The organism is Vibrio sp. 10N.286.51.B11 (genome assembly GCF_041469245.1).
Taxonomy (GTDB): Bacteria; Pseudomonadota; Gammaproteobacteria; order Enterobacterales; family Vibrionaceae; genus Vibrio; species Vibrio crassostreae_C.
Window position 1 is genome coordinate 1 of record NZ_JBFRKI010000010.1, and the last position, 25,097, is coordinate 25,097.

17 protein-coding genes are annotated in these 25,097 nt (G+C 45.5%); 7 read left to right on the plus strand and 10 right to left on the minus strand.

What is annotated here, in order from left to right:
• Window positions 1–5,975, plus strand: a 5,975-nt coding sequence (locus tag AB4154_RS05935; protein WP_372122455.1) for a VCBS domain-containing protein, incomplete at its 5' end; no start/stop codon positions are given.
• Between the two features lie 76 nt (window positions 5,976–6,051).
• Here AB4154_RS05935 and AB4154_RS05940 read toward each other — a convergent pair.
• The 9 genes from AB4154_RS05940 to AB4154_RS05980 all read right to left on the minus strand — a co-directional run bounded on the left by AB4154_RS05940 (window position 6,052) and on the right by AB4154_RS05980 (window position 18,357).
• Window positions 6,052–7,365 (minus strand): HlyD family type I secretion periplasmic adaptor subunit, encoded by a 1,314-nt coding sequence (locus AB4154_RS05940; RefSeq protein WP_017061737.1) that lies wholly within the window; start codon window positions 7,363–7,365, stop codon window positions 6,052–6,054.
• Complete coding sequence (locus tag AB4154_RS05945) at window positions 7,358–9,610, minus strand: ABC transporter transmembrane domain-containing protein (protein WP_372122457.1); 2,253 nt, start codon at window positions 9,608–9,610, stop codon at window positions 7,358–7,360. Before AB4154_RS05945 ends, AB4154_RS05940 begins: the two co-directional genes overlap by 8 nt.
• Window positions 9,607–11,253 (minus strand): ABC transporter ATP-binding protein, encoded by a 1,647-nt coding sequence (locus AB4154_RS05950; protein ID WP_017066510.1) that lies wholly within the window; start codon window positions 11,251–11,253, stop codon window positions 9,607–9,609. Before AB4154_RS05950 ends, AB4154_RS05945 begins: the two co-directional genes overlap by 4 nt.
• Before the next feature lie 191 nt (window positions 11,254–11,444).
• Entirely contained in the window at window positions 11,445–12,080 is a 636-nt protein-coding gene (locus AB4154_RS05955) for a CatB-related O-acetyltransferase (protein ID WP_372122459.1), read from the minus strand.
• Between the two features lie 419 nt (window positions 12,081–12,499).
• Entirely contained in the window at window positions 12,500–13,612 is a 1,113-nt protein-coding gene (locus AB4154_RS05960) for an NADH:flavin oxidoreductase (protein ID WP_108208384.1), read from the minus strand.
• Between the two features lie 287 nt (window positions 13,613–13,899).
• Entirely contained in the window at window positions 13,900–14,589 is a 690-nt protein-coding gene (locus tag AB4154_RS05965; protein ID WP_372122461.1) for a hypothetical protein, read from the minus strand.
• Entirely contained in the window at window positions 14,589–15,779 is a 1,191-nt protein-coding gene (locus AB4154_RS05970; protein ID WP_017064441.1) for an OmpP1/FadL family transporter, read from the minus strand. Before AB4154_RS05970 ends, AB4154_RS05965 begins: the two co-directional genes overlap by 1 nt.
• A 93-nt stretch (window positions 15,780–15,872) precedes the next feature.
• Complete coding sequence (locus tag AB4154_RS05975) at window positions 15,873–16,685, minus strand: crotonase/enoyl-CoA hydratase family protein (protein WP_372122463.1); 813 nt, start codon at window positions 16,683–16,685, stop codon at window positions 15,873–15,875.
• A 478-nt stretch (window positions 16,686–17,163) separates the two neighbouring features.
• The gene (locus AB4154_RS05980) at window positions 17,164–18,357 is read right to left on the minus strand and encodes a multidrug effflux MFS transporter (RefSeq protein ID WP_136974516.1); all 1,194 of its coding nucleotides are present in this window, start codon (window positions 18,355–18,357) and stop codon (window positions 17,164–17,166) included.
• A 270-nt stretch (window positions 18,358–18,627) separates the two neighbouring features.
• On the opposite strand from AB4154_RS05980, the gene AB4154_RS05985 reads away from it, so the two are divergent.
• The 4 genes from AB4154_RS05985 (at window position 18,628) to AB4154_RS06000 (ending at window position 21,674) form a co-directional block, all read left to right on the plus strand.
• On the plus strand, window positions 18,628–19,713 hold the full coding sequence (locus tag AB4154_RS05985) for a PQQ-dependent sugar dehydrogenase (RefSeq protein ID WP_136974515.1): 1,086 nt from the start codon (window positions 18,628–18,630) through the stop codon (window positions 19,711–19,713).
• Window positions 19,714–20,161: 448 nt separating this feature from the next.
• Window positions 20,162–20,371, plus strand: coding sequence for a cold-shock protein (locus tag AB4154_RS05990; protein WP_010430417.1), 210 nt, complete (start codon window positions 20,162–20,164; stop codon window positions 20,369–20,371).
• A 117-nt stretch (window positions 20,372–20,488) separates the two neighbouring features.
• On the plus strand, window positions 20,489–21,028 hold the full coding sequence (locus AB4154_RS05995) for a YaeQ family protein (RefSeq protein ID WP_017061727.1): 540 nt from the start codon (window positions 20,489–20,491) through the stop codon (window positions 21,026–21,028).
• On the plus strand, window positions 21,021–21,674 hold the full coding sequence (locus AB4154_RS06000) for a hypothetical protein (protein ID WP_229648331.1): 654 nt from the start codon (window positions 21,021–21,023) through the stop codon (window positions 21,672–21,674). The genes AB4154_RS05995 and AB4154_RS06000 overlap by 8 nt, the downstream gene beginning before the upstream one ends.
• Before the next feature lie 302 nt (window positions 21,675–21,976).
• Here the strand turns inward: AB4154_RS06000 and folE are convergent, their stop codons facing one another.
• Entirely contained in the window at window positions 21,977–22,630 is a 654-nt protein-coding gene (gene folE, locus AB4154_RS06005; protein ID WP_017061725.1) for a GTP cyclohydrolase I FolE, read from the minus strand.
• Window positions 22,631–22,845: 215 nt separating this feature from the next.
• Between folE and moeA the strand changes: the two genes are divergently transcribed.
• The gene (gene moeA, locus AB4154_RS06010) at window positions 22,846–24,081 is read left to right on the plus strand and encodes a molybdopterin molybdotransferase MoeA (protein ID WP_102393097.1); all 1,236 of its coding nucleotides are present in this window, start codon (window positions 22,846–22,848) and stop codon (window positions 24,079–24,081) included.
• 12 nt (window positions 24,082–24,093) lie between these two features.
• Window positions 24,094–24,843 (plus strand): molybdopterin-synthase adenylyltransferase MoeB, encoded by a 750-nt coding sequence (moeB, locus tag AB4154_RS06015; RefSeq protein WP_372122465.1) that lies wholly within the window; start codon window positions 24,094–24,096, stop codon window positions 24,841–24,843.
• Window positions 24,844–25,097: the final 254 nt, after the last annotated feature.

Genomic DNA, 25,097 nt, shown 5'->3' on the forward strand with positions numbered 1-25,097 from the left:
ATGCTAATGGTCATTGGGTGTTCACCGCGAGCAGCGCGTTTAATCAGTTAAACGTCGGCGATAAAGTAGAAGAAACCTTCACGGTGTCGTCTGTTGATGGAACACCGTCCACTATCAAGGTGACAATCAACGGTACTAACGACACCGCTACTGTCAGCAGTGCGACCATCGCTATCGATGAAACTGACAAAGCGGTAACGACATCAGGAGCTCTCACCAGTACCGACGTGGATAATCCAGATAACGCATTCACACCGGATTCGATTACTGGCACCAACGGCAACCTCACCATTGGTGCTAATGGCCAATGGACATTCACCGCCAACAGTGCGTTTAATCAATTGAACGTCGGCGATAAAGTCGAAGAAACCTTTACCGTCTCTTCCGTTGATGGCACACCGTCGACCATCAAAGTGACGATTAATGGCACCAATGACCGCCCTACTATCTCAGGTACCTCAAGTGGCGCGGTGATCGAACAGGGCTTGAACACGGCAGGAAACCCCGATGCGACAGGGAGCTTAATCGCGACTGATATAGATAAGTCCGACACCGTTACGTGGGCAATCAATCAACCCCAAGGTCAATGGGGAACGCTGTCGATTGATCAGCATGGTCATTGGCACTATCAGCTAGACAATTCAACCGGCGGTGCCGCGGATAAACTCGCGGCTGGTGAACATCAGTCTGAATCATTCTGGATCACCGCTACCGATTCAACAGGAGCGACAGTCCCTCATAAAGTCGTTATCGATGTGCAAGGCAGCAACGACAAACCAATTGTCAGTGCGTGGACTCAGCTTCCTGCGGGTAAAGAGGATCAACCCGTAACCATCAAGGCTTCTGACTTGCTAACACATGCAAGCGATGTGGATAGTAGCGATGTATTGCACGTGACAAATTTGCAAGCGACACACGGTAGCCTGACTGATAATAAAGATGGCACTTATACCTTCACGCCAGATAAAGATTTCAATGGTGAGATTCGACTCACCTATGATGTGGTTGACGGCCATGGGGGCAGCGTCAGCACTCAAGCTAAGTTTGATCTTATCGCAACTCCAGATAACGCGATTATTACCGACGCACAAGCCAATGCAGACTTACGGGGAGTAACTGAAGATCGCGGCTATATAGATACCCACTACCAACTGCATTACGACGGCAGATTAAACATCCAAGACCCTGATAAGGGAGAGGCACAGTTTGATCCGAATATAGGCTCACAAACCTATCAAGGTATTGGCTACGACACCAAACTGGGTGGGCACATACTGCTCATGCGCGACGGTCACTACACCTATACCCTCGACAACCGCAATATACAGAACTTAGCGCAAGGCGAAGTTAAACACGATTCAGCCATTATACGCTCAGCAGATGGTACAACACACACGATAGAGCTAACGGTTCATGGTACCAACGATGCCCCAACCATCAATGCTCAGTCCCACTCAGTGACTGAAGGTGGAAGCGTTCTAAATGGACAAATGGTTGGCCAAGATATTGATACCGGTGCGGCCTTGACTTACAGCGCACCGCAGATTGATGGCTTGGTGGTTAATCCGGACGGCAGTTATAGCTTCGATCCTGCTCACTCTAGCTATCAATCGTTAGCATCAGGTGTCACGAAGACATTGACTGTTCCAGTAACAGTCACAGACGAGCATAATGCGAGCAGCACTCAAAACCTCTCAATAACGATTACAGGGGTTAATAATTCTGCCGTTATCGGCGGTGTCTATACTGGAGATGTTCATGAAGGGCATACCTATACAGCACCAGATGGTACAATGTCTGGTGGCTACGTCGATGATCGCTCACCAGATCATATGCATGGAAACATCGGCAAATTATGGAACGACGAAATACACACTGATGGTCACCTGAACATTGTTGATCCAGACTCCGGTGAAAGCCATGCCCAAACCGGCGTTTATTACGGCACTCATGGTCGTGTCATACTTCAGAGTAACGGAGATTGGAGCTACTACGCTTCCATAGGCCAAGACGCAACAGGTAGAAAGATTGATCACCTCGGCCAAGGTGAATCGATAACGGATACTGTCACCGTCAAATCGGCTGATGGCACCACTCACGATATTGTTGTCACCGTTCATGGCGATAACGACCGTCCGTATTGTTCTGGTGAAGTGCAACTGAACAACGGTAAAGAAGATCTTGCTCAAACCATCACAGCAACCGAGCTAATCGCTAATACTGTTGACGTAGACGCCAACGATGCAGGTAAGCTCACTATCGCTAATTTGCATGCTGACCATGGCTCGATTCAAGACAATCACGATGGAACCTTCACCTTCACTCCAAGCCACAATTACAACGGCAGCGTCCACTTCACCTACGATGTGAAAGACGCGCATGGTGGTACAACACACACTGGCGCATCAACGACGCTCTCGGCTGTTGGCGATAAAGCCCAAATCGCTGGCGTTGATACTGGTTCAATAACCGAAAACAGCGCGGGTGTCGACATGTCACCCGACTATGCTCACTCAGGCATCGCCACACTTGGCAATACAACACTCTATGCTGATGGCAAGCTGACCATCACAGACCCCGATGTAGGCGAGTCAGGATTTGAACGCCAAGGCAGCAATGGTTACGACTATCACGGCACCTATGGCGATCTAATCTTACTCACCGATGGCACCTGGCATTACCATGCCGATGCTGGGCATCTATCAGGTATAGGTGCTAGACCCACAACGCGTGGCACTGCAATTGACCAGCTTGGTGAAGGGCAAAGCCTAACCGATACGATTACAGTCCATTCAAAAGATGGTACAACACACGATATTGTCATCACCATTCACGGCAGTAACGACAGACCTTACTGTTCATCTGAAGTTGTGCTTGCAAATGGCAGTGAAGATACACGCCAAACCTTAACCACTGCGCAACTATTAGCGAATACCGTCGATGTGGATGCCAATGACGCCGGTAAGCTAACCATTGAAAACCTCCATGTCGACCATGGCTCTATTCTAAACAATGCCGATGGTACGTTTACGTTTACCCCAGAGAAAGACTATAACGGCGATGTACACTTCAGCTATGACGTTAAGGATGCACACGGTGGTGTGACCCACACCGGCGCAACCACCAACTTAGCTGCGGTTAACGACAACCCTGATGTGACGCCTTTAACCGACAGTGTCAGTGAGGGGGCCGATAATCATCACACCCTCAATCTGCTAGTAGGTGCCACAGATAAAGACGGCGACGCTTTAACTATCAGTCACCTTGAATATGCCATCGATGGTCAACCTCAGTCGGGCCAACTTCCAACGGGCATTACCTTAGATGCTGATGGGCATACGTTAATTGTTGATGCCACTGATCCCGCATTTAATCATTTGGCAAATGGTCAGTCGCAACAAATCGCTATCACCTATCAAGTAGAAGATGGCCATGGTGGAAGTACGCAACAAACCGCCACGCTTACGATTGCCGGGACAGATGATAAAGCCACACTGGTTTCTAATGTCATTCAGCTCACTGAAACACAAGCGCTGGATAGTGAATTTAAATTCTATAGAGGCCAGCTTCAGCTAATTGACCCTGATAGTGGTGATAACACTCAGTTTGTTTTTAGCGGGAAGTATTTAGGCCAAGGGGTTGAGCCTGGTCACCTTGATGTTTGGCCTAATGGCACTTATCAATTCAGATTAGAAGCTGTTACCAATCGTCATGCGGACGATCTCATTGGTAGCCTACATGCTGGCGAGTCGATGGAGCTCCCCTACGAAATCGAAACCAATGATGGTCAAAAGCTCACCATTATGGTGAAGGTGACCGGTGAAGATAACCAAGCAAAAATTGAAGTAACGCCCTACTCCAGCCTCAATAATCATGTTTACGAAGATCACACTTCCTTTGGCAATACCACTAATCAGCTCAGCAGTGGTGGCACGTTACACGTGATTGACCCCGATCACGACCAAGCCGGTTTTATTGCACAAACCATCACCACCGCCGAAGGTGGTCGGTTCAATATCAACGCAAAGGGCCATTGGTCATACGATATTGACAATGATAAAGTCCAACATTTAGGCGCAGGGGAAAGCTTCCAGCAAACCTTTACCGTTGAATCTATTGATGGCAGTGCTAAAAAAGATATCACAGTGACCGTTCATGGCACCAATGATGCGCCAATTGCCTCGGCTGAAGTGCGTTTAGCGAATGGCTTAGAAGATAGCAAAATTGTCCTCACCCCAGCACTGCTACTTGCTAACACAACTGATATCGATGATAACGATATTGGCAAATTATCCATTGAGAACCTACACGCCGACCATGGTTCGATATTAATTAATGGCGATGGCACCTTTACCTTTACGCCAGAAAAAGACTATAACGGCGATGTCCATTTTAGCTATGACGTCAAAGATGCCCACGGTGGTGTGACCCACACCGGTGCATCAACAACACTCTCGGCAGTTGGCGATGCTGCGATCTTCGCCGGAGATAAAAGCGGTCAAATAACAGAAGATCGCCACGTACAAGGTGATGCCCAACATACGATATTTGTCACTGGCGTGTTGAATGTTATCGATCCTGATGCCGGTGAAGATCATTTTTACGACACTCGTAATGCCCATGCGATCAGTGATCCCTATGGCGGTCATCTGACCATTGGAAAAGCCGGTGATTGGGCTTATTCGGTTCCCAATGCCAATATTCAGCACTTAGCGGCAGGGCAAGTCGAGCAGGTTCAATATGAAGTAACGACCGCTGGTGGTGATAAACAAATTATTACCATCAATGTGCATGGCACTAATGATAAACCAACAGTTTCTGAAGTTATCGCAGGTGCACATAACATTGATGAAGATGTTGCAAATGCGACCTCTGGGCAAATTATTATCAGCGATGTTGATCATAGCGATCAACATTCTGTCAGTATTGATAGCCAACATCAGCCACAGTATGGTTCTGTTACCTATAATAGCAATACACAAACTTGGGTCTACACACTTAATAACAGCAATAGCCATGTTAATGCTTTAAATAATGGTGAACAATTGACCGATAAGTTTTCTCTATTAGTCGATGATGGACACGGGGGCATTACAACTCAAGAAGTTGAAATGCGCATTGATGGACACAGCGATGTTCCACCAATGCCAACCCTAGTTGCCCCTGCAAAAATTACCGGCAGTGCAGGCAATCAGGACCTGCATGCCTCAATCGGAATTCCTCCAATTATTCACCAAGGAACGCCTACGCCAATGACAGGCTGGGGAATATCAGATCACCACGGACACTCTCTCACTGCATTACACGGTCAATTTGGTACTTTGCATGTCAATCCTGCAACCGGAGAGTTGAGTTACGATTACCAACAAACTTCATCAGGCGTCGTTAAGACACATACAGGAGGCTCTTACGGTAGTGGTACAGACGAAACCGACTCGTTTGTTTTAACCCTAGGAGGCGATCAAAACTCACAAGTCGCGGTGCACCTACATTTGCACTCGCAATCCGTCCATGGAAACAGCGGACATCACATTGACCAAACCACACTAACTGGCATGGATTTATCGCCAATCGCTCCACCACCTCCTCCAGCACCCGGCATGAGCCAAGCGGATGAACCGGATGCCTCTTTCAGCACCCCTGATGAAGTTACTCTTAATTTTGATGAGGTGACGGCAAACCTAGAACATACAGCGATAGGCGAACACGAACAGCGTTCTGGTGCCCATGCTTACCTAGACGCTCTGGGTATTAATGCTGACTCGCCGTCTATAGATTCACCGTCACACAATGTACCAGTAGCGCATGATATCGATATCATTTTCAGTGATGCCGAGAGTGCTTATGGGGCTGAGCAAACTGACGATGGTATGAGTGATGGGCTGTCTCACCATACCGATAACCCATCTATTGATGATTCTTTACACCATCATAATGACGTTGACGGACTGCCTGACATAGACCCAAATAACTAGAACATCACCCCTTCGGTTAGATAAAAAAAGGAGCACGGCATGTGCTCCTTTTTTATGCAAGCCAGAGTGGAGGACTTTACCTCTCTCCAAACGCCACGCTAACATTGGTATAAATCGGTTTCCATAAGTATTGGAACACCGACTTCTCGCCAGTTGTGATGTCTACTTCACCCGTCATACCCGGCAGTATGGAAAAGCTTTCAGGGTTATCACGGAAGTAAGGCGTATCAACCGACACTACAACTTCATAATAGATCTCGCCACGTTCGCTTTGACTTGTGGTCGGTGAAATACTCTCTACCGCCCCTTTTAAAGCCCCAAAGCGGCTGTAATCAAACGCATCAATCTTGACTCGAGTGGGCTGCCCAACACTCACAAAACCAATATCTCTTGGGGACAAACGTGCTTTGAAGTCAGCGTTCCCTCCGACAGGCACAATTTCAACTACCGTGCCACCCGGCTGAATAACACCACCATCCTGCGTGCTTGGTATGCTTTGCACCAAGCCTTGTAGCGGTGACACTAACATAGTGTTCGTCAATTTAGCTTGGCTTGAACGAACTCTAGCATTCAATGCTGATAAGTCAGATACGGCTTTAGAACGATCATCGCTCACTTTAGCTTTCGCTTCCGCCAGAAGCTGTATGATTTTTTGGTCATTACTGTCAGCTTGTCTAATCAATACCGACTTCTTACCACGAGCTTCTTCGATTTTCTGTTCGATACTGGCCAATTTTTGTCGCATTTCAAGCACACGTAAACGTGAAATGTTACCCGCTTTATAACCCTTCTCCAGTATGTTCAACTCTTGCTTAGTCGCATTTAACTCTTTCTCATAACTCGGCAAGGCCTTTTCTACGCTACGAAGCTGCTCTGCAATTTGCTCGCTCTCTTTCTCAAGCACCACACGCTTTTGGAAGTAGAGGGCTTTTTGCGCGTTCAGCTGCGCTTTTTGCTGGCTGACGATCTCTGGGTAATCGACCTCAAACTCAGCAAGGTTAGGCTCACGTTGCTCAAGCAGCGCATTCATACGTTCCACACTGGCTAGAAGCGTCACTTGTTGGGACTTTAGCTCTTCAAGGGCGGTACGCTGGAAAGTGGCATCAAACTCAACAAGCGGCTGGCCTTTCTCTACCAACTGGCCTTCTTTAACAAGAATTTGCTTTAACTTACCGCCAATCGCACTTTGTAATACTTGCTTCTCGCCTTCCGGAATCACAGCACCTTTGGCTTTGGCGATTTCATCAACTTGAGTGACTACAGACCAAGTGGCAAAAGCAATAACACATAAGGCAACCGACCATGTGGCCAGCGCCAATGTACGAGCCGTATTTTGTGATTCAACAAGCTCACCGTAGCGCTTGCCCTTCTCGATAGATTGTTTAGTCATTAGCGACTCCTTGCTTAGACTCTGATTGTTCTTGTTGGGCTGCATTTTGTTGAGCAGACGCCTCTTGAGTTGACGGCTGTAGCTCTTGAGATAACGGTTGCTCAGATAACTGCGGTTCTTGAGAAGCTTGAGGCTCTGAAGGCTGTTCCTGCTTCGAAGACTGCTCCGGCTCTAATGGACCGGCATAAACCACTGCACCTTCATTTAATACCACCACTTTATCGGCAAGCTTGATTAAATCCGGATCGTGGGACGTGTAAATCACCGTTGCTTTTCCTTTTTTCGACTTCACAAACTCACCAAATATACGTTTAGCATTTGGGTGAGCATCAGGCACAGGATTATCCATTAAGAACATTGGGTAGTCATAAACCAGCGCTTTTGCATCAATTAGGATCTGTGCGACGCTGCCAGACAACATGTCAAAAAGGCTGTCCGGCTGAATACTGCTGATGGAAGTATCGAGCCCACCTGATAATGTCTCGAACCAACGCTTTCCGCCGACCATTTCAATTGCAGAGATCATTTTCTGATCTTCGACTTTGTGACCGTCGTTTAGCCACTCTCGAATACTCAGCGTAAGCAAATCAGGATATGCGGCTCGAATGAAACACCAGTGGCGATAAAGCTGCGGGTCGTATTGAACGAGGTTAACGCCTTCAAGCTCGACCATGCCATTTTGGATAGGCTGCAAGCCAGACAGCACTTCAATTAATGTTGATTTACCGCTCCCAGAAGGGCCGGTAATCGCGACAACTTCACCGGCTTCAATATCAAAACTCACACCATTCAAAGCGGGGCGACTCTGTTTGGGATAGCGCAGCGTCACTTGGTCTAATTTCAAGTTAGGCGCTACCACGGGTAACGGGTGATGCTGGTAACTGAATTCACGCTCAGACGGCTGAGACAAAATACGGTTCACTTGCAGCTTGGATTGATTAAAGCTATTAAAACGCATCGCGCTGTTTGCCAACACCTGAGCAGGACCCGTCACCTTAGATATCAACATCATTGAAGCAATCAAACCACCGGGCGTCATCACTTGTTCAAAAATAAGTCCTATGCCTAACCCCATCACGGCGAGTGTCGAGCCCACACCAATGAAATAGTAAATCGAGGTGTACCGACTCTGGAGAACCGATTGATTAAAGGTCACTGTTGAAGCAAGAAGATTGGCTTTTTTGAAACGTTGAATCCAGTGCTCTGAGAATCCAGCACTGCGAATAAAGGCAAGCTTGGATGACAGCTCATTAGTCATGTTTTGACGATTCGTACCTGCGACTGTCGATTGCATCGAGCGCTTGCTGCTAGAGCGTATCGAGCGTTTTGCTAGCAAGTAATAAAGGATTAAAGAGACGACTGGAACCAGTACCAACCATCCGCCTAAAACTCCTATCGCTAGTACAAAAATTAGAATGAATGGTAGGTCAAATAACGCATTTCCTAATGGCCCCGATAGCACACCTGAAATACGCTCTGACAACATCACTTGGTTTTGCTGACTAGAAGAAGCTGTTTGCTGATTTTGAGCATAGCTATTACGAAGCAGACGCTGCACGAGGGATTGAGAAATCTCACGACTTACTCGGTTGGAAACTGAAGCAAACACTCGGCTACGTAATGTTCTCAACCAACCCATCATCACAAACAACAACGCCGCGCCAATGGCGATACCTTGCAACTCATGCCCTGCATCACCACCAATCACATGGTCATAAATCGACATCGTGATGAAGGGAACAGCAAGCGCAAATAAGTTAGTGATAAAGCTGACCAATAACAATTTAGGAATGATGGGACGAAACGCATGTAACCTTTCACCAACCCAATCAGGAGAGGCCTTCTCTAATGGTGGCCCTTCGATAACAATACAAAACTGAGGGACATCGGTGATGTCGTTATTGGCATTAAAGGCAACAAATTGCTTGGATTCCAAATGACCAGAGACCAGCTCATGTTCACCAAGTACCAGTAAGACCAATTTATGTTCACCAACTTCATCTAGGTTGGCAACCAAGCGATAAGGCAGTGCAAGCCTGTCGAACAAGGCAAACATATCGTCGATTGATTCAATGCCATTTTCATCGACCCATTGATGTGCGAACAACTGGATATTAGCATTAACTTCCAACTGCTTAAGAACGGAAAGGCTCTCGGTTTCTAAATGATTCATCACCTCTTGTCGACCGCTGGTATCTGCACGGTTGTTCGTACCTGAAGGGTTACCAATATCTAAACGATTCATACGACGGCCTCCTGATTGCTCTCGCTGTCGACCGTAATAGCTCGACTTTCCACTGTAATGATTCGATTAGCAAATTCGCGAAGCTTCGAATGGTAGCTCACCATCAGTATCGTGCGTCCTGCCGTTACTTCTTCTTCCAACACCTTAGCTAGATTCCCAAGGGCGTCTAAATCAAGTGAAGAATCCGGCCTTTCCAACATGATTATGGGTTTATCACTTGCCAATTGAGCCGCGATATTGAGCATTTTCACGTTACCCATACTCAACAAAGAAGCACTCGTATGGCCAATTTGTGTCTCTAGTCCATCGGGTAATCGAGTAATCTCTTTGGTTAAACCCAAACGCTTTGCATAGTCACTGGCGCTTTGCGTTTTCTCAGGGTCAAACCCGCACAAGTTGTCGAGAATAGTACCCGACACCAACTGCCCTTTAACGCCACAGTAGGCAGCAATATTGGTTACGGATGCGATTGAAACTGCAGCTCCGTTAATGAAGCACTCACCCGCTTTTAGATCATCAATACCTGCAATCGACGACAATAAATGACTGTTGGTGTGGCGATCCTCACTCTCTAACAAAACCAACTCACCTTTATTCAGTGTGACATCTGCATGAGAGAGTTCACCATATCTTTCAACGGTCGCTTGCTTGATTTCCAACGTCTCAAAGTCAGATAAGTGGTTCTCAACTTGCTCAGAATCTGAAGATTCCGATAATGATAAGTCACTCAATTTTTCTATTGCCTGATTGGCACTGTGTATTGAATTAAGCTTGATTCTAACCCCAACCAGAGCACTCAAAGGCGCAACCGCTCTGCCAGATAAGATAGAACATGCCGCCAAGCCACCAGTAGTTAACTGACCATCCAACACCCACAAGCTCCCCGTAATTACGAGTAAAACTGACGTGGCTAATGCGGCAAGCTGAATACATTCTTGGGCAAAGGCGTTCTGTTCTTCTTCTCTCGCTTTAGACTGAGAGCGAACGTTATTGAGGGATTTAAACTGATTGAAGATTCGAGACTCAACAGCCTGACGTTTGATTCCTTGAATGGTTTGGCTCAGTAAAATCAAGAACGCTTTTCGCTCCTGCTCATCTTGGGAAGCTTCTTCACTTAAGCTTTTAACGCGAATAGAAGATAACCAAACGATTCCGAGAGTAATCAGCCAAACTGCCAAAGGTATCGCCACCAGCTCACCGCCGATGTAAGCCACCAAGCCCAAGAAGATCAAGGCAAAAGGCAAATCAATAAAGCCTGCAATCACACCACCGGAATACCAATCTTTGACTTTGGATACAGAACCAAGCCCCTCTTCCACGCCGCCAACACCAATGTGGCGGAGATGGCCTGATGAAGCCGTTGTTACTCTTTCAACCAAAGTTTGATAGGTCGCTTTCTCGGTATTGCTGGCCGCGGCTGACAAAAGCCAAGTACGCACAAACCGGATCAATGCTTCCATGGCAACAGCCAACGCTGCACCCGCCAACAACAAAGTGGCAGTACCGTAACTTTGGTTAGGTAAAATACGATCGTAAATTTGCAAAACCGTTAACGGAACGGCGAGAGAGAGAAGATTTATGAGTAAAGAAGGCAGTAAGACTTTCCCCACCACCCCTTTGTTTTTCATTGAACTTGCGGGCATACACAATCCTTATCCATGCTTATGAAATAAGATTGGTACACCATGTTGAGTATTGCAAGGTAACGGACTGATTTAACGTGTTTTTCAATATAAATATGACACAGATCTTTCTACACAAATCTGTGGCTATACCCGTACCTTAAAAACGCTCCTTACAAACGCTCGTTACAAGTGCTCCTTACAAGTGCTCCTTACAAACAATTGTCGTAATCCGTTATCGCCTGCTTTAACTTTGAAAAGTCTGAGTTACATAAATACGGTTTCAGCGCTTCAAATTTATCTGAGGGCCACTCGTATATTTTGAATGACATGAGTTCGTCAATAACGGACTCATCAAAGCGGTATTTGACGACTTTAGCTGGAGAACCACCGACAATGCTGTATGGAGCGACGTCTTTAGTCACCACACTATTCGCTGCAACCACAGCGCCTTCGCCAATCGTCACACCGGGCATCACCATCGCTCTCATGCCTAACCACACCCCATCTTCAATGTGAGTGTCACCTTTGCCAATGTAGGCATCGTCGATTACATCCATAAATGGATACAGCGAAAACCAATCAACTCTGTGGGTATGGTTGCCACCCATTAAAAACACAACCTCTGCGCCAATGCAGACATAATCGCCGATATGGAGTTCGTCGATTTCCCATCGAGGCTCCCACTGGCGGCTGACGTCGTCGCCGTGTAAATAACGCACTACCGATTGTTCAAAACCATTATCCCAGCAATCGCTGTAATAACTGTGTTGACCTTTTACGTGAATATTGGGGTTGGTTACGACTTCATGCAGCAACTCGAATTTGGACCAATGCTTTTTTTGCATTTTTACCTCTGAATGATCTATTAAGTTTTATTCGTTAGCTATCAAAATGTTCGACGATGCAAATCCAAGGTGCACAAACTAACGCCCTATAAACACAGGGTTCACTGGGATGAATAGTGAGTATCACGCTTAAATCATAGCAATGTCGCTAAAACTAAAGAGACGTCAGTGGATTCGAGGTTGCTTAAGAAGAGGAAGTAGTTTCAAAGTTTGCTCAGTTTTTATCGATAACTTGGTTGGATAATTTACAGGCGTAGTGTATCTGTTTAGTCGCACCAATTTGACAGGAAGATGTGATTAATAAGGTTTCAAATTTCGTTTCGTAGAATACGGCATGAACAAGAGCCTGCGCGATTACACAGGCTCAAACTTAGACTCAGCTATAAATTTCGGCTCACGATTGGAGCCGGGTTCAGCGACTACATTCGAGCAAGCTGTACTTTTCTGTCTTTATTCACCACGCAGAAGTTACCGCGCTTAGTACGACACTTAGAGCATCGTTCGCATTCAACAGGGCTTCTATCCCCTTCCTTCCAACGCTTCACTAAATGGGGTTCAGAAAGCAGCGGTCTTGAAAGCGCGAAGTACTCAATGCCCGTGTTGTTTGCAATCGCTTCGATAGCATCAAAATCCGTTAGACCACCAACCGTGATCACTGGGATATTAACGTCTTGGCTTATCGCGTGACCATACTCATGGAAGTAGCCTTCAGCTTGAATGGTAAAACCATCGTGCGACTCGCCAATCATAGTGTCTGCTTTACCATGAATATTACCTGACACGACAATGCCATCCACGCCCATTTGTTCAAGCTTTTTACAAACAATACGTGTTTCGTCAAAGGTGACACCACCTTCAAAAAACTCCGATGCAGTGAGTTTAACTAAGATAGGGAAATCATCACCCACCAGCTTACGTGTCGCGGTATAGATCTCTAACAAAAATCTCATGCGGTTTTCTAAGCTACCGCCGTATTCATCTTCACGTTGGTTGTAATAAGGGCTTAGAAATTGGTTAATCAGGTAAGTGTGAGCGGCATGAATTTCAACGCCATCAAAACCTGATTTCTGTGCTCTCAAAGACGCTTGAGCAAACGCATCAACAATGTAGTCGATCTCGTCTTTGGTCATCGCTTTGCCTAGAGTTTGAGTTCCTTTTTCTGGAACCTCACTTGGTGCGTAGATTACTCGCTCGCCAAGGTCATGCGTGGTTTTGGTGCCACCATAAGCCAACTGCATCACGATTTTAGAGTCGTTGTCGTGCACCAGTTGAGTCAGCTTTTGATACTCTTCAATGAATGAGTCGTTATACATACCCATCATGCCTGCATTCGGCTTTTCTTCTTCAACAATGTTCGCGTAGCCCGTCACGATCAGGCCGACTTCACCTTGAGCCAACTCTTCATAGATAGCGTACAGTTTATCTGTCATATGCCCATCTTCGGTGGCCATATTTTCCCACGTTGCACTTCTCATGAAGCGATTCTTTAGTGTCATCTTGCCAATGTGGGTTTCTGTAAACAAAGTGCTCAAGTGTCTTCCTCTCAAAATCGTGTTACGCAAGTTACCCATTAAGCATGGGCACTGATTCAGGCGGATACTACAGAGAATAAGGCAGCGAAAACTTAATCTAGATTAAGAGAGCGGCACTCTCATGTGAGAAAGATATAGAAAGCATCAAAAAGAGATAAAAAAGATTGGAGAAATGGTAACAAAAGAAAGTCGCTAAGTTTTAATAAGCGACTTTGTTCAATTTAATCTGGACTAAGTCAATGGTTCTTACGAGAGGTGTCCACCTGCGAATTTCTGCCTGCTAACAGTTATTTGAACTCATAGGTGTAAGACGCGCCAACACTGTTATTTTCACCGAAATCGTCCTCAGCAAAAATAGTGAAGAAGTTGAATGATTGAGCGTCACTCAACTTGTAGCTAGCACCGACGCCTGCCCAATACCCTGAATAATCATCAGACCCCATTGAACCGCCACCGAAGCCCATGATAGACCATTCATCAGTAATCGTTTTTAAACCAAACGCACCAATGTAGCCACCGTGTGTTGAGCTCGACATCAATACATAGTCAGAACCAACATTATCATCATCGAAAACCGCTACTTCGCCGTCATTATAGCTGTAACCAGCCATAGGGAAGATTTGCCAACCGAACGGCTCAATATCGAAATAGCTCAGTGGTATAAATGTGCCAATACTGTAGTTGTTCTTATAAGCATCGTTGTCATATTCAGAACGGCTAAAGTTGAAGTTAACAATACCCATAGGCAACAGCCATGAGCCGCCTATTCGCCATTCTTCGCCATCTGCGTTAACACGAGCATTGATCATTCGTGCTTCATCAAGCCCAATAGACCCAGAGAGCTGCAGATCTTCGTTATAAGCAACGCCAGCTTTGGTTACGATTTTAGTCGGATCATCAGGGTGCTTCTCTTCAGCAAAAGCACCCGTTGAAAATAAAGACACTAAAGTAATGATTAGTAGATTACGTAATGTCATTAGAAGGTCGCGCTAACACCAACAAAGTGGATACGGCCATCGAACGAACCATTCAACAGATTAACTTGACCAAATCGACCATATCGATCCATCTCAACTGAACCCAAATCAGCGTATTCATAGAACACATCAATTAAGATGTCGTCCCAGTAGGTAGATGCGCCAACTGAGTAGCGGTACTGTTCACCCACAGGAAGGTCAACCCATTGCATTGACGGATCGTCTTGCGGAGAAGTTTCGTAAGAGAAGCCAGCTTTCAAACGCCAGTCTGAATTCAATTGATAATCCGCACCTACCGCAAATTTCCAAACGTCATCCCAGTCACGCTCAATCGGAACACCATTAATTGGACTTCCTGCTATTCCAAAATCAAGAACGGTTGTATCCCATTCACTCCAACGGTGGAACTGAATACTAGCAAGCAGGTCAAGTTGAGAGTTCAAAGCATAGCTCGCACTGACATCGATGATTTCAGGTAAAGCAATATCAGTTGATAATGAATTCAATACGCCTTGGTTAATAACGCCATTTACATCATTGTTAAACTCATGCTCTAGCTTAGAACGGTAACTTGCGCCCAGCTTAAGTTTATCTGTCGGTGTGTACATTACGCCAAGGTTATAGCCGTATGCCCAGTCAGTATCTTGCTTCGCAGTAAGCATTGACGTTGTTTGTTGGAATGCAGCCCAACTGAATTGCACACCCGCGCCTACTGACCATTGGTCATTCAGCTTATAACTCAGTGATGGGTTCACTTGCATTGCAGTAAGAGTGATATCTTCTAGAAGTGCAGCACCCGCCCAATCACTGCCGTAATCAAGGCTAGAGCCGCCAACAGCGCCAAGCGCGATACCAAGGTGTAATTTGTCTGTGACTTGATGAGCGTGGAAGGCACCAAATGACGGCATTACGGAATGAGCTTTACCATCTGGATTACCACCGTTATCTTGATACTTCATTTCAAGATCGAATGCCATGGTGTTGATGGTCGTTTTGCTTTCGCCCATGTGAGACATAGTGGCAGGGTTTGTCCACATCGCCGCTGCAGATCGAGTGTAAACACCATCACCAGCGCCAGTAGTACCAGCGTTGGCAACGACAGCTTCTTGCAAAAACAGGCCACTTGCGAATGCATTTAAGCTCGTAAAAATTGCAGTGGCAGCTAGAGAGTAAGTAAAAGTTTTGTTCATCAGAGCGCTCATTTAGCCTTAGACATTAAATTGCTCTAAGGTTACCGCAAAGCTCAATAAACAAAGGGAATATCCATTATTCCTGTACAAGCGCTATTTAAACTTTCTGGCGACGTAAGGGCGTGGTTTGTCTCGATGAATTTCACGTTGAGCAGCAATCGCCCTGTTCTTACCTAAACCAACCTTTATCTGATACCAAGTTTCGCAGAATACAGCCATGCCCGGGCTTGACCACCAAGTCTTGTTGTAGAGCTTCTTGTTAGCAGCGACAACATCTGGCGACCGATTCGCGCACTCAAGTGCCAAAGCATAGGCTTCAGCGTAAGGGTCTTCGGCAACCTTGGTCACCAGTCCATATTCTTTCGCGGTTTCACAGTCGATCACTTTGGCCGTCATCGCCATTTCTAGGGTGTGATCTTTACGCATCAGCTCTCTAAATGCGATAGCGCCTCCCATGTCTGGAATCAAACCCCACTTTGCTTCCAATATCGAGAAGTTCGCATCAGGGCTAGCAATTCTAAAGTCACCGCCACTGACCAATTGCAGACCACCTCCCCAACAACGACCATGAATCGCAAAAATGACAGGGCATGGAATATCTCGCCAACCCAATGAAAAGCGTTGTGCAGCGTTAGGCAATGTCGGTAGCCATTTAAACAAGAGCTTCATCGCCCCAGATTTACTGGTTAATAGGGACTTAACATCAAGCCCTGAACAAAAATCAGAACCCTCACCTTTTACTATTACGGCACGAATCTCGGTGTTCTTTTTCAGCTGAGTCACCATGTTATTCACGCCTTGAAACATTGCCATATCAATAGCATTGAGCTTATCGGGTCGATTCAACACAACCGTCGCAATTTGGTTTTCATCGATAGAACAAGTAATACGATCGAGGTTTGGCATGGTGGCTACCTTATCAGTGGTCAGACCTTTAGGTTATACATTTTATTAACATATGCCAAACTTGCACATTAAGAAGCGAGACCTGTGTTGCTTAACGTCTTTCCCTTTACACAAACGACATCAACAAAAAAGCAGTGATGGATCGCTCCATTCACTGCTTTTCATCCGTAGCTTTTATCGCCAATGGCTTTGATTGCCAGTAGCTTTGATTAGCAATGGCTTTCGGTCATGAGCAAAACCTATGTTCTTCGAGATTTCAGTAGCAAGAAGATAAAGTAGCTGCCAGCAATAATGGAAACTAACGTCCCTGCCGCAAGCTGCGCTCGGAACACTACCACTTGCCCTAAGCAGTCAGAAAATAGCATATATTCTGGTAACTTAAACCAAAGCGCTGAACATTAAAAAGGCCATTGAAATTCATCATTTCAATGGCCTTCTCGTTCCTACTAGCCAGGCAGCTAGCTAATTACCTAAGCAACTAACTGAGCTGAGACTCTCTCGCTTCTTGGCTACTGAAACCACGCAAAATGTTAAACAGGGTAATCAATGTGAACAGCATGATAACGAGCGATAAATGCCACGCTTCCCCTAACCCTAACTGAACCAGGCCCATACTCACTATTGAAGACACCACCATCTGCCCGCCACCAGACATCGCAGCCGCCGCGCCAGCGTTCTTCTTATAAGGCAACATCACTAACGCCTGAGCACAAGGTAACGCAATACCATTGCCAAGGATCATCAAGAACTGGCCAAGCATTAAATACAGTGGTTCAAGTGGGCAAAAGAAAAGCCATAACGCCGCAGCAACATGTAATACAGGTGTGCATAACAGAGTTTTCTTGTTACCCAACATAGGGCGAATACGGTTACATAAGCTTGTTCCGCCAAGCATGCCTAATGCTGGAATCACCGCCCACATTGCGTATTCATCTGACGTCATACCAATCTGGTTCTGCATGATAAATGGCATCACCGACACAGTGGTGATCATCAAGCTAAAGTTAAGCCAACCGATACTCGCAAAGCTCATAAAATAACGAGAAGTGAGTAACTCTTTATATTGAGAAACCATTTTATTCGGTGAAGGGATCGCCGAAACCTGAGTGACAGTTTCTTTAAACTTGAACGCCAGTACACCCCAAGCCAATGAGACATAGCCAAGTAGTGAGATGAACACCATGCTCCAACCGAAGTGGAAGTTAATGAATCCACCGATAACGGGCGCGATCAAAGGTGTTATAGACGCAACCATAGCAATGTAAGACATCGCCAAAGGCAAGTCTGCCCCACTGAATCTGTCTCGCGTAGAAGCACGAGCAAGTACCGCGCAACAACCGGTTCCTAAGCCTTGCAGGAATCGCCCCATCACCATGCTAGTAAACGAATGGCTGAAGAAGATGATCATCAATAACCCAAGCATGGCAATCAACAAACCGCTTAGCAGTACCTTCTTGCGTCCCAAAGCATCGGAAATAGGGCCATAAATAAACTGGGAAGGGCCAAAGCCTAATAAATACACACTCACCAAAAGCTGGGCTTGCTCTAGCGAGACATCAAAATCTTTTGCGATCCAAGGCAAAGAAGGAAACACCAAGCCCATACTGAGCTGGCCGATACTGATGACCAAGCACGCAAGTAAGATCGATTTAAAATCAAATCCACGACTCATCGTTTAATAGGTCCGTTCGAAGAAAAATCGTGCGTATCTAACTCACAACATAAAAACTGAGAAAATAGCGAAAATGCTGCTGGTGAGTTGTTCATAATGCTCCGACGGGATCAAATAGAGAAAGGCACAGTAAACATACGTGAGCTTGTATAATCATACAATAGGCGTTCAACTAAATATGTGAATAGTCACTTTTCAGCAACCTCGGCTTTCCGCCAATCGGTCACAAGCGCTAGACTAACACTAGATGCTCATAATCAAGGGATTTCAATGAACACTCATCACCGTATTTTTTCATGTGCTTTGGCGCTGCTTGCCTCTGGTCCTATAACGTCAGCCTTTGCATGGCAGGCAGAGAAGATCACCGACGGACTCGTGATCCCTTGGGGACTGGCTTATGTCAACGATAAGTCCATGTTAGTCACAGAAAAATCAGGCGTCATTAAACATGTCGATTTAAAAACAGGCAATCAAAACACACTGTTCAGGCTGCCCAATGTATGGGCGAAAAGCCAAGGTGGATTATTGGATATCGCACTCTCCCCTTTTGAAAACGGAAAGTTCTACGTCACTTACAGTAAAGACGTCGATGGTGAAGGCGTAACGACACTGGCTTTTGCTAATTACAGCAATAATGAAGTCACCAATTGGACAGATGTGTTTGTATCTAAATCTAGAACGGACACCGGACGTCACTTTGGTAGCCGTATCACCTTTGATGATAGCCACCTGTATTTTTCAATCGGCGACCGTGGTGATCGAGACAACGGCCAAGACACCATGACTCACGCCGGATCAATATTACGACTGAATGCCGATGGAAGCACACCAAGCGATAACCCATTCACGGATAACAACAAAGTGCTCAATGAAATTTGGAGCTTTGGCCATCGTAATCCACAAGGTCTGTATTACGATTTCCCGACTCAAAAGCTTTGGTCGATTGAACACGGCCCTCGCGGTGGTGATGAAATTAACCTAATAAAAGCGGGTGCCAACTATGGGTGGCCTGTCACCTCACACGGAAAAGAGTATTGGGGCCCTATCAGCGTTGGCGAATCGGAAACCAAAGATGGTATTGAAGCGCCAAAAAAAGTCTATGTTCCTTCAATCGCTCCGGGCAGTTTGCTTGTTTACCAAGGAGACAAATACCCAGAGCTGAAAGGCAAACTGCTGGCTGGCGCACTAAAACTTACTCACATCAATATTGTGACAGTCAATGAACAAGGTGAGGCAATCGAGGAAGAACGCATTTTAGAGGACTTGGGCGAAAGGATAAGAGACATCGAAACTTCACCAAACGGAGACATCTTCTTCAGCACTGATAATGGCAACCTGTACCGCTTGAAAAAGTAGCCGAGACCTCGTTCAAGTAAAGGCACTTACCTTACAACGACATTTATAAATATAAGCCGTTAAAAGTGGGCTCAACGCCCAGTTAGCGGCTTTAAATTTGCAAAAATGAATGCGCTAAAACAGTGCATTTACTCCAAATTCGTCATCAATTTCGACCACCTTTTTCACAAAAACTACAACAAATCACCATACAACTGTAACTCCATGATATTTAAGGAATGCAAAGTTTGACTACCCCCAAGTTTCTGCAACCTTTCCCTATGTATTCGATTGACTATCCCCTGATTTGATTTAGACTCGTTTCCGGCTAGAAAGAAAGTTCTTTGTATATAAACATTTCGTTGGATTACTAGTAACCCCGTTGTGTTGTACGCAATAGCAATAAACTTTTCCGCGCTATCAGTGCCACAATTGGCTCAAAATAAAAATTTAATTTTAGGATATCATCATGTCTAACACAGTTACTGGTACAGTAAAATGGTTCAACGAAACTAAAGGCTTCGGCTTCATTCAACAAGAAAACGGCCCAGACGTATTCGCACACTTCTCTGCTATCACTGGCGACGGTTTCAAAACTCTTGCTGAAGGCCAAAAAGTTGAGTTCGTAGTATCTCAAGGTCAAAAAGGCCCACAAGCTGACAGCATCAAAGTACTTTAATTTAGTATTTTAAAGCTTTCTAAAAATAGCCAGCCTCAGCTGGCTATTTTTTTACCCGCTATTCAGAGATTTAAGGTAATATTCCCCTTCACTATTTCTACCTAAGACACCCTCTCAATGGCTCTTAAACCGACAATCTACAAGTTTCGTATCTCTTTAACCGATATGAATCGCGACTATTACGACTCTTTCAATCTAACGGTTGCACAACACCCTTCTGAAACAGAACAGCGAATGATGGCTCGAATCATGGCTTTCTGTATCAATGCATCTCCTGAACTTGAGTTCACTAAAGGATTGTCTAGCATTGAAGAACCCGATTTATGGCAGAAGTCGTTAGACGATCAAATCCTAGAATGGGTCGATGTGGGCGAACCCGATCCAGAGCGTGTTAAGAAGGCAACTCGCCTATCTAAATCAGTACGCGTATTCAGCTTCAACACTAAATCAAACGTTTGGTGGGAGCAGAACAAAGGTAAATTCGGCTACCTAAAAGCTCAGATCGTTCGTCTAGACAACGATGGTATTGAGCAGCTAGCGGCGATGACACAACGTACGATGGATCTTTCAGTCATGCTGACGGGTAACTCTGCTTTCATTAACAGCGATACTCAATCGGCAGAAGTAACGTGGGAAGAGCTACAGAGTAATGACTGAGCGTCCAACCCCGAATAATTCGCAAACAGCAGCTAGCCAGCTAGAAGAAGCCAAGCAACAAGCCGACGCGCAGCAAGAAATCAAAGCTAAACAACAAGCTAGAACCAAGCTTCACCAGTGTTTAAAAGAAGCAGGTTTAGGTTCAGTCAAAGCGCTCTCGACAGGCTACGAGAAAGAGCTGTCGTCATTTATTGATGAAAACCACGCTTTGTTTAAACACGCTTGCGAGAACAAGCCGGAGAACTCTGCACGTCAGACGTTGCTTGGCTTGCTAACCAAGGTACATATCGATGCAAGCTATCGCTTTGAAAGCAATAAAGAAGCGAATGAGGCGATGCAAAATGTATTCGATAATACAGTGGGAACTGAGCACAGCGACAAGTTACAAAACTCTAACGCTCAACAGTTAAAACTAGTCACGCATTTGTGGTTGTTCATTCAAGGACGACTAGGAATGGATTACAGCCTAGCCAATGATCACGCAGCTGTAGCCGCTACGCTACTGTCTCGTATATCGAGAAGCAGTGATGATGAGATTCGCGTAGAGTTCATGGCGAGTTTTTACGATGGTTTGAGCATCTATCAAGCCGAGAACAAGCCATCCGGTATTGTTCACCACTTAAAGCGTTTGTTTAACCTTTCTTAAGCACTCCACCAGCGACTGATTCTAGTTACGCTCTATATGCTTTCAACAAACGTTAAGATATAGAGCGTGCTTTTTCTGCTTGGCCGCAACAGATTCCCTATTACGTTCATTCCTCACTTTAGGGAATGGCGAAAGTGAATAAGTCGCTCATTCTTCACTTTAGGGAATAACAGCATTCTCAGCCATTACAGTTGACTTCATTGCAGGCGTAAAAAAGCCCCGCATAAAGCGAGGCTTAGAATATATTTCAATGAACATCAATTTACAGAGGCTAAATTGAATTCATCTAATAATGCAGTGAATCAACGCAGGCCGTGTAAGAACTCGTGGCGCGTTGCTGGGTTTGATCTGAAGATACCGCCCAGAGCTGTTGTTGTCGTTTCGCTAGTCGCGTCCATTACACCGCGTGATTTCACGCAGTAGTGAACCGCATCCATGGTGACAGCAACGTCATCAGTTTCGAGTAGCGTTTGCAGTGCAACAAGGATCTGCTGCGTCATACGCTCTTGAACTTGTGGGCGCTGAGCAAAGAATCGAACAATACGGTTAATCTTTGAAAGACCAATGATTTTTCCACGCGGGATATAAGCGACCGCAGTCTTACCATCAATCGTCACTAAGTGGTGCTCACAAGTACTGGTCACGGTAATGTCTTTTACTCGTACCATCTCACGAACGCCCATCTTGTTTTCGATTACCGTAATTTTAGGGAAATTGGCGTAATCCAAACCAGAGAAAATTTCATCCACGTACATTTTAGCAATACGTTGCGGTGTTTCTTCCAGACTATCGTCCGTAAGATCAAGTTCAAGGAGAGTGAGAATCTCACGCATATGGTGTTCGATTCGTTCCTTTTTCTCTTCTCGGCTAACCTGGTTTGGACTCATTGGTGTCTCTAAACCACGGCTTGCTAGCGCATCTTTAACCAACTTCGCTGATTCGCTAAGACCTGACATTGAACTTCCTCTTTTATTACCCCTTCTGGATGGCAAACAAGGATACTCGGAATTTTGAATAAATACACCCATATTTTAAGGGAGGTCATTATTTACGGGGCTTAAACTGTGCTAGAGTGGCTAGAATTTCGTTGGCGAATCAGGTGCTCTGATCATTATTTAACCACCATTGCCAACCACAAAATCAAAACAATAACGATCAAAGGATTTCAATTATGGGCTGTTGCGACGCTCCGGGCTTGATGCCAATTGAAGAAGCACTAGATAAGCTGCTATCGCCAATTCAACCTATTCAAACGACCTTATCACTGCCATTGGCAGAAGCATTGGGTTACGTACTTGCTGAAGATATTCTATCCCCTATTTTCGTACCTCCTTTTGATAACTCAGCAATGGACGGCTATGCACTGCGCTTAGCAGACCTAGAGAACAGTAAAGTGCTGCCTTTAGCGGGCAAGTCCTTTGCAGGTCAACCTTTTGAAGGTGAATGGCCAGCAAACACCTGTATTCGCATTATGACTGGCGCAAAGATCCCGGAAGGTTGTGACGTCGTAATCATGCAAGAAAACACTGCTGAAACTGACGCTGGCATTGAGATTCAGCAAGACGACATCAAGCTGAACAATAACATTCGCCCTACCGGTGACGACATCAAGCAAGGCGATATCGTTCTTAGCCGTGGCGAACGTTTAACACCTCGTGACATTCCAATGATTGCTTCGCTCGGTGTGAGTCATGTAACTGTGGCACACAAACCTAAAGTCGCTTTCTTCTCTACTGGCGATGAGCTCAAGCCATTAGGTCAGCCTCTTGAAGATGGTCAGATCTACGACAGCAACCGCTACGGTATCAAACCACTGATTGAAGCGTTTGGTTGCGAAGCAATTGACCTAGGTATTATTCCTGATTGCCCTGCAACGCTTAAAGAAACCTTTGTAAAAGCGCAAGAACTGGCAGACGTAGTTGTCACTTCTGGTGGCGTAAGTGTCGGCGAAGCTGATTACACCAAAGACATTCTTGAAGAGCTTGGCGAAATCGGCTTTTGGAAACTAGCAATCAAACCAGGTAAACCATTCGCATTTGGTGAGCTAGACAACGCTTGGTTCTGTGGCCTACCGGGTAACCCAGTGTCTGCAATGATGACCATGTACGTGTTAGTTCAACCTATGCTGGCTAAACTTGCCGGTCACACTGCGTGGACAGCACCAGAATCGATTCCTGCGATCACTAAATCTGCATTCAAAAAAGGCCCAGGCCGTACTGATTATCAACGTGGTATTTACTCGATTGAAAACGGTAAGTTTGTAGTAGAAACAACAGGTAACCAAAGCTCTGGCGCTTTCCGCTCAATGAGCTTAGCAAACTGCTTTGTGGTACTAGAGCGCGAACGTGGCCGTGTTGAAGTCGGTGAAACGGTTCAGATTCAACTGTTTAACTCCACGCTTTACTAACGAGGCTTGCTGATGGAAATACTGTCTGACTCAGAGATGCTTCGCTATAACCGCCAGATCATTCTCAAGCAGTTTGATTTTGAGGGTCAAGAAGCGCTGAAACAGAGCTCGATTTTGGTGTTAGGTGCGGGTGGTTTAGGCTGTGCCTCTGCTCAATACCTTGCGACTGCGGGTATTGGTAAGCTAATGCTGATCGACGACGATGTTGTCGAGCTTTCAAACTTGCAACGACAAGTGCTTCACACCGATGCTGATATTGGTAAGAAGAAAGTCGTTTCAGCCGCTGAATCATTACAGGTGTTAAACCCACACCTTAGAGTTGAAACGGTCGACCACAGACTTGATGACGAGGCACTAGCAAAGCTCATTGAAGCGCATTCGTTAGTACTTGATGCCAGCGACAACGTTGAAACGCGCAATCAACTTAACCGTTTGTGTTACGCCTCAAAAACGCCACTTGTATCGGGCGCTGCGATTCGCATGGAAGGTCAGATTAGCGTATTCACTTATCAAGATGAAAATGCACCTTGCTACCAGTGCTTGAGCGCTCTATTCGGCAACGCTGCTCTAAGCTGTGTTGAAGCCGGTGTGATGGCACCTGTTGTTGGCATGGTTGGCGCGGCTCAGGCTTTGGAAGCTATCAAGGTTATTGCCGGGTTTGGACAACCAAAGCAAGGCAAGCTTTTGATTCTCGATGCCATGTCTCACAGCTGGCGTGAAATGAATTTAATGAAGATGCCTAATTGTTCGGTGTGTGGATAAGCTAAATCATATCCCCTCTTATCGAAAACTTAAGCCTTGACTATATGTTGGGGCTTTTTTATATCTCAACGTCAGCATCTCAACTCGCTTTATCAATTTGAAATACTCTATGAGAGATTAGTTTCATTTGAGTTCTCATTTTGAGAATACAATAAAAAAATCAGCACCACAAAATATAATCTTTAAAAATCAAAATGTTAAATTTGGCACATAACTTGTAACTGTATCTGTACCTTCCATCACAAGGATGTAGA

Excerpts from the sequence above, each read along its gene's own strand:
- AB4154_RS05970 (WP_017064441.1), bottom strand. The coding sequence starts at position 15,779 with ATGAACAAAACTTTTACTTACTCTCTAGCTGCCACTGCAATTTTTACG.
- AB4154_RS06000 (WP_229648331.1), top strand. The coding sequence starts at position 21,021 with ATGACTGAGCGTCCAACCCCGAATAATTCGCAAACAGCAGCTAGCCAG.
- AB4154_RS05990 (WP_010430417.1), top strand. The coding sequence starts at position 20,162 with ATGTCTAACACAGTTACTGGTACAGTAAAATGGTTCAACGAAACTAAA.
- AB4154_RS05995 (WP_017061727.1), top strand. The coding sequence starts at position 20,489 with ATGGCTCTTAAACCGACAATCTACAAGTTTCGTATCTCTTTAACCGAT.
- AB4154_RS05950 (WP_017066510.1), bottom strand. The coding sequence starts at position 11,253 with ATGCCCGCAAGTTCAATGAAAAACAAAGGGGTGGTGGGGAAAGTCTTA.
- AB4154_RS05945 (WP_372122457.1), bottom strand. The coding sequence starts at position 9,610 with ATGAATCGTTTAGATATTGGTAACCCTTCAGGTACGAACAACCGTGCA.
- AB4154_RS05975 (WP_372122463.1), bottom strand. The coding sequence starts at position 16,685 with ATGCCAAACCTCGATCGTATTACTTGTTCTATCGATGAAAACCAAATT.
- AB4154_RS05955 (WP_372122459.1), bottom strand. The coding sequence starts at position 12,080 with ATGCAAAAAAAGCATTGGTCCAAATTCGAGTTGCTGCATGAAGTCGTA.
- moeA (WP_102393097.1), top strand. The coding sequence starts at position 22,846 with ATGGGCTGTTGCGACGCTCCGGGCTTGATGCCAATTGAAGAAGCACTA.
- AB4154_RS05940 (WP_017061737.1), bottom strand. The coding sequence starts at position 7,365 with ATGACTAAACAATCTATCGAGAAGGGCAAGCGCTACGGTGAGCTTGTT.
- AB4154_RS05980 (WP_136974516.1), bottom strand. The coding sequence starts at position 18,357 with ATGAGTCGTGGATTTGATTTTAAATCGATCTTACTTGCGTGCTTGGTC.
- AB4154_RS05985 (WP_136974515.1), top strand. The coding sequence starts at position 18,628 with ATGAACACTCATCACCGTATTTTTTCATGTGCTTTGGCGCTGCTTGCC.
- AB4154_RS05965 (WP_372122461.1), bottom strand. The coding sequence starts at position 14,589 with ATGACATTACGTAATCTACTAATCATTACTTTAGTGTCTTTATTTTCA.
- moeB (WP_372122465.1), top strand. The coding sequence starts at position 24,094 with ATGGAAATACTGTCTGACTCAGAGATGCTTCGCTATAACCGCCAGATC.
- folE (WP_017061725.1), bottom strand. The coding sequence starts at position 22,630 with ATGTCAGGTCTTAGCGAATCAGCGAAGTTGGTTAAAGATGCGCTAGCA.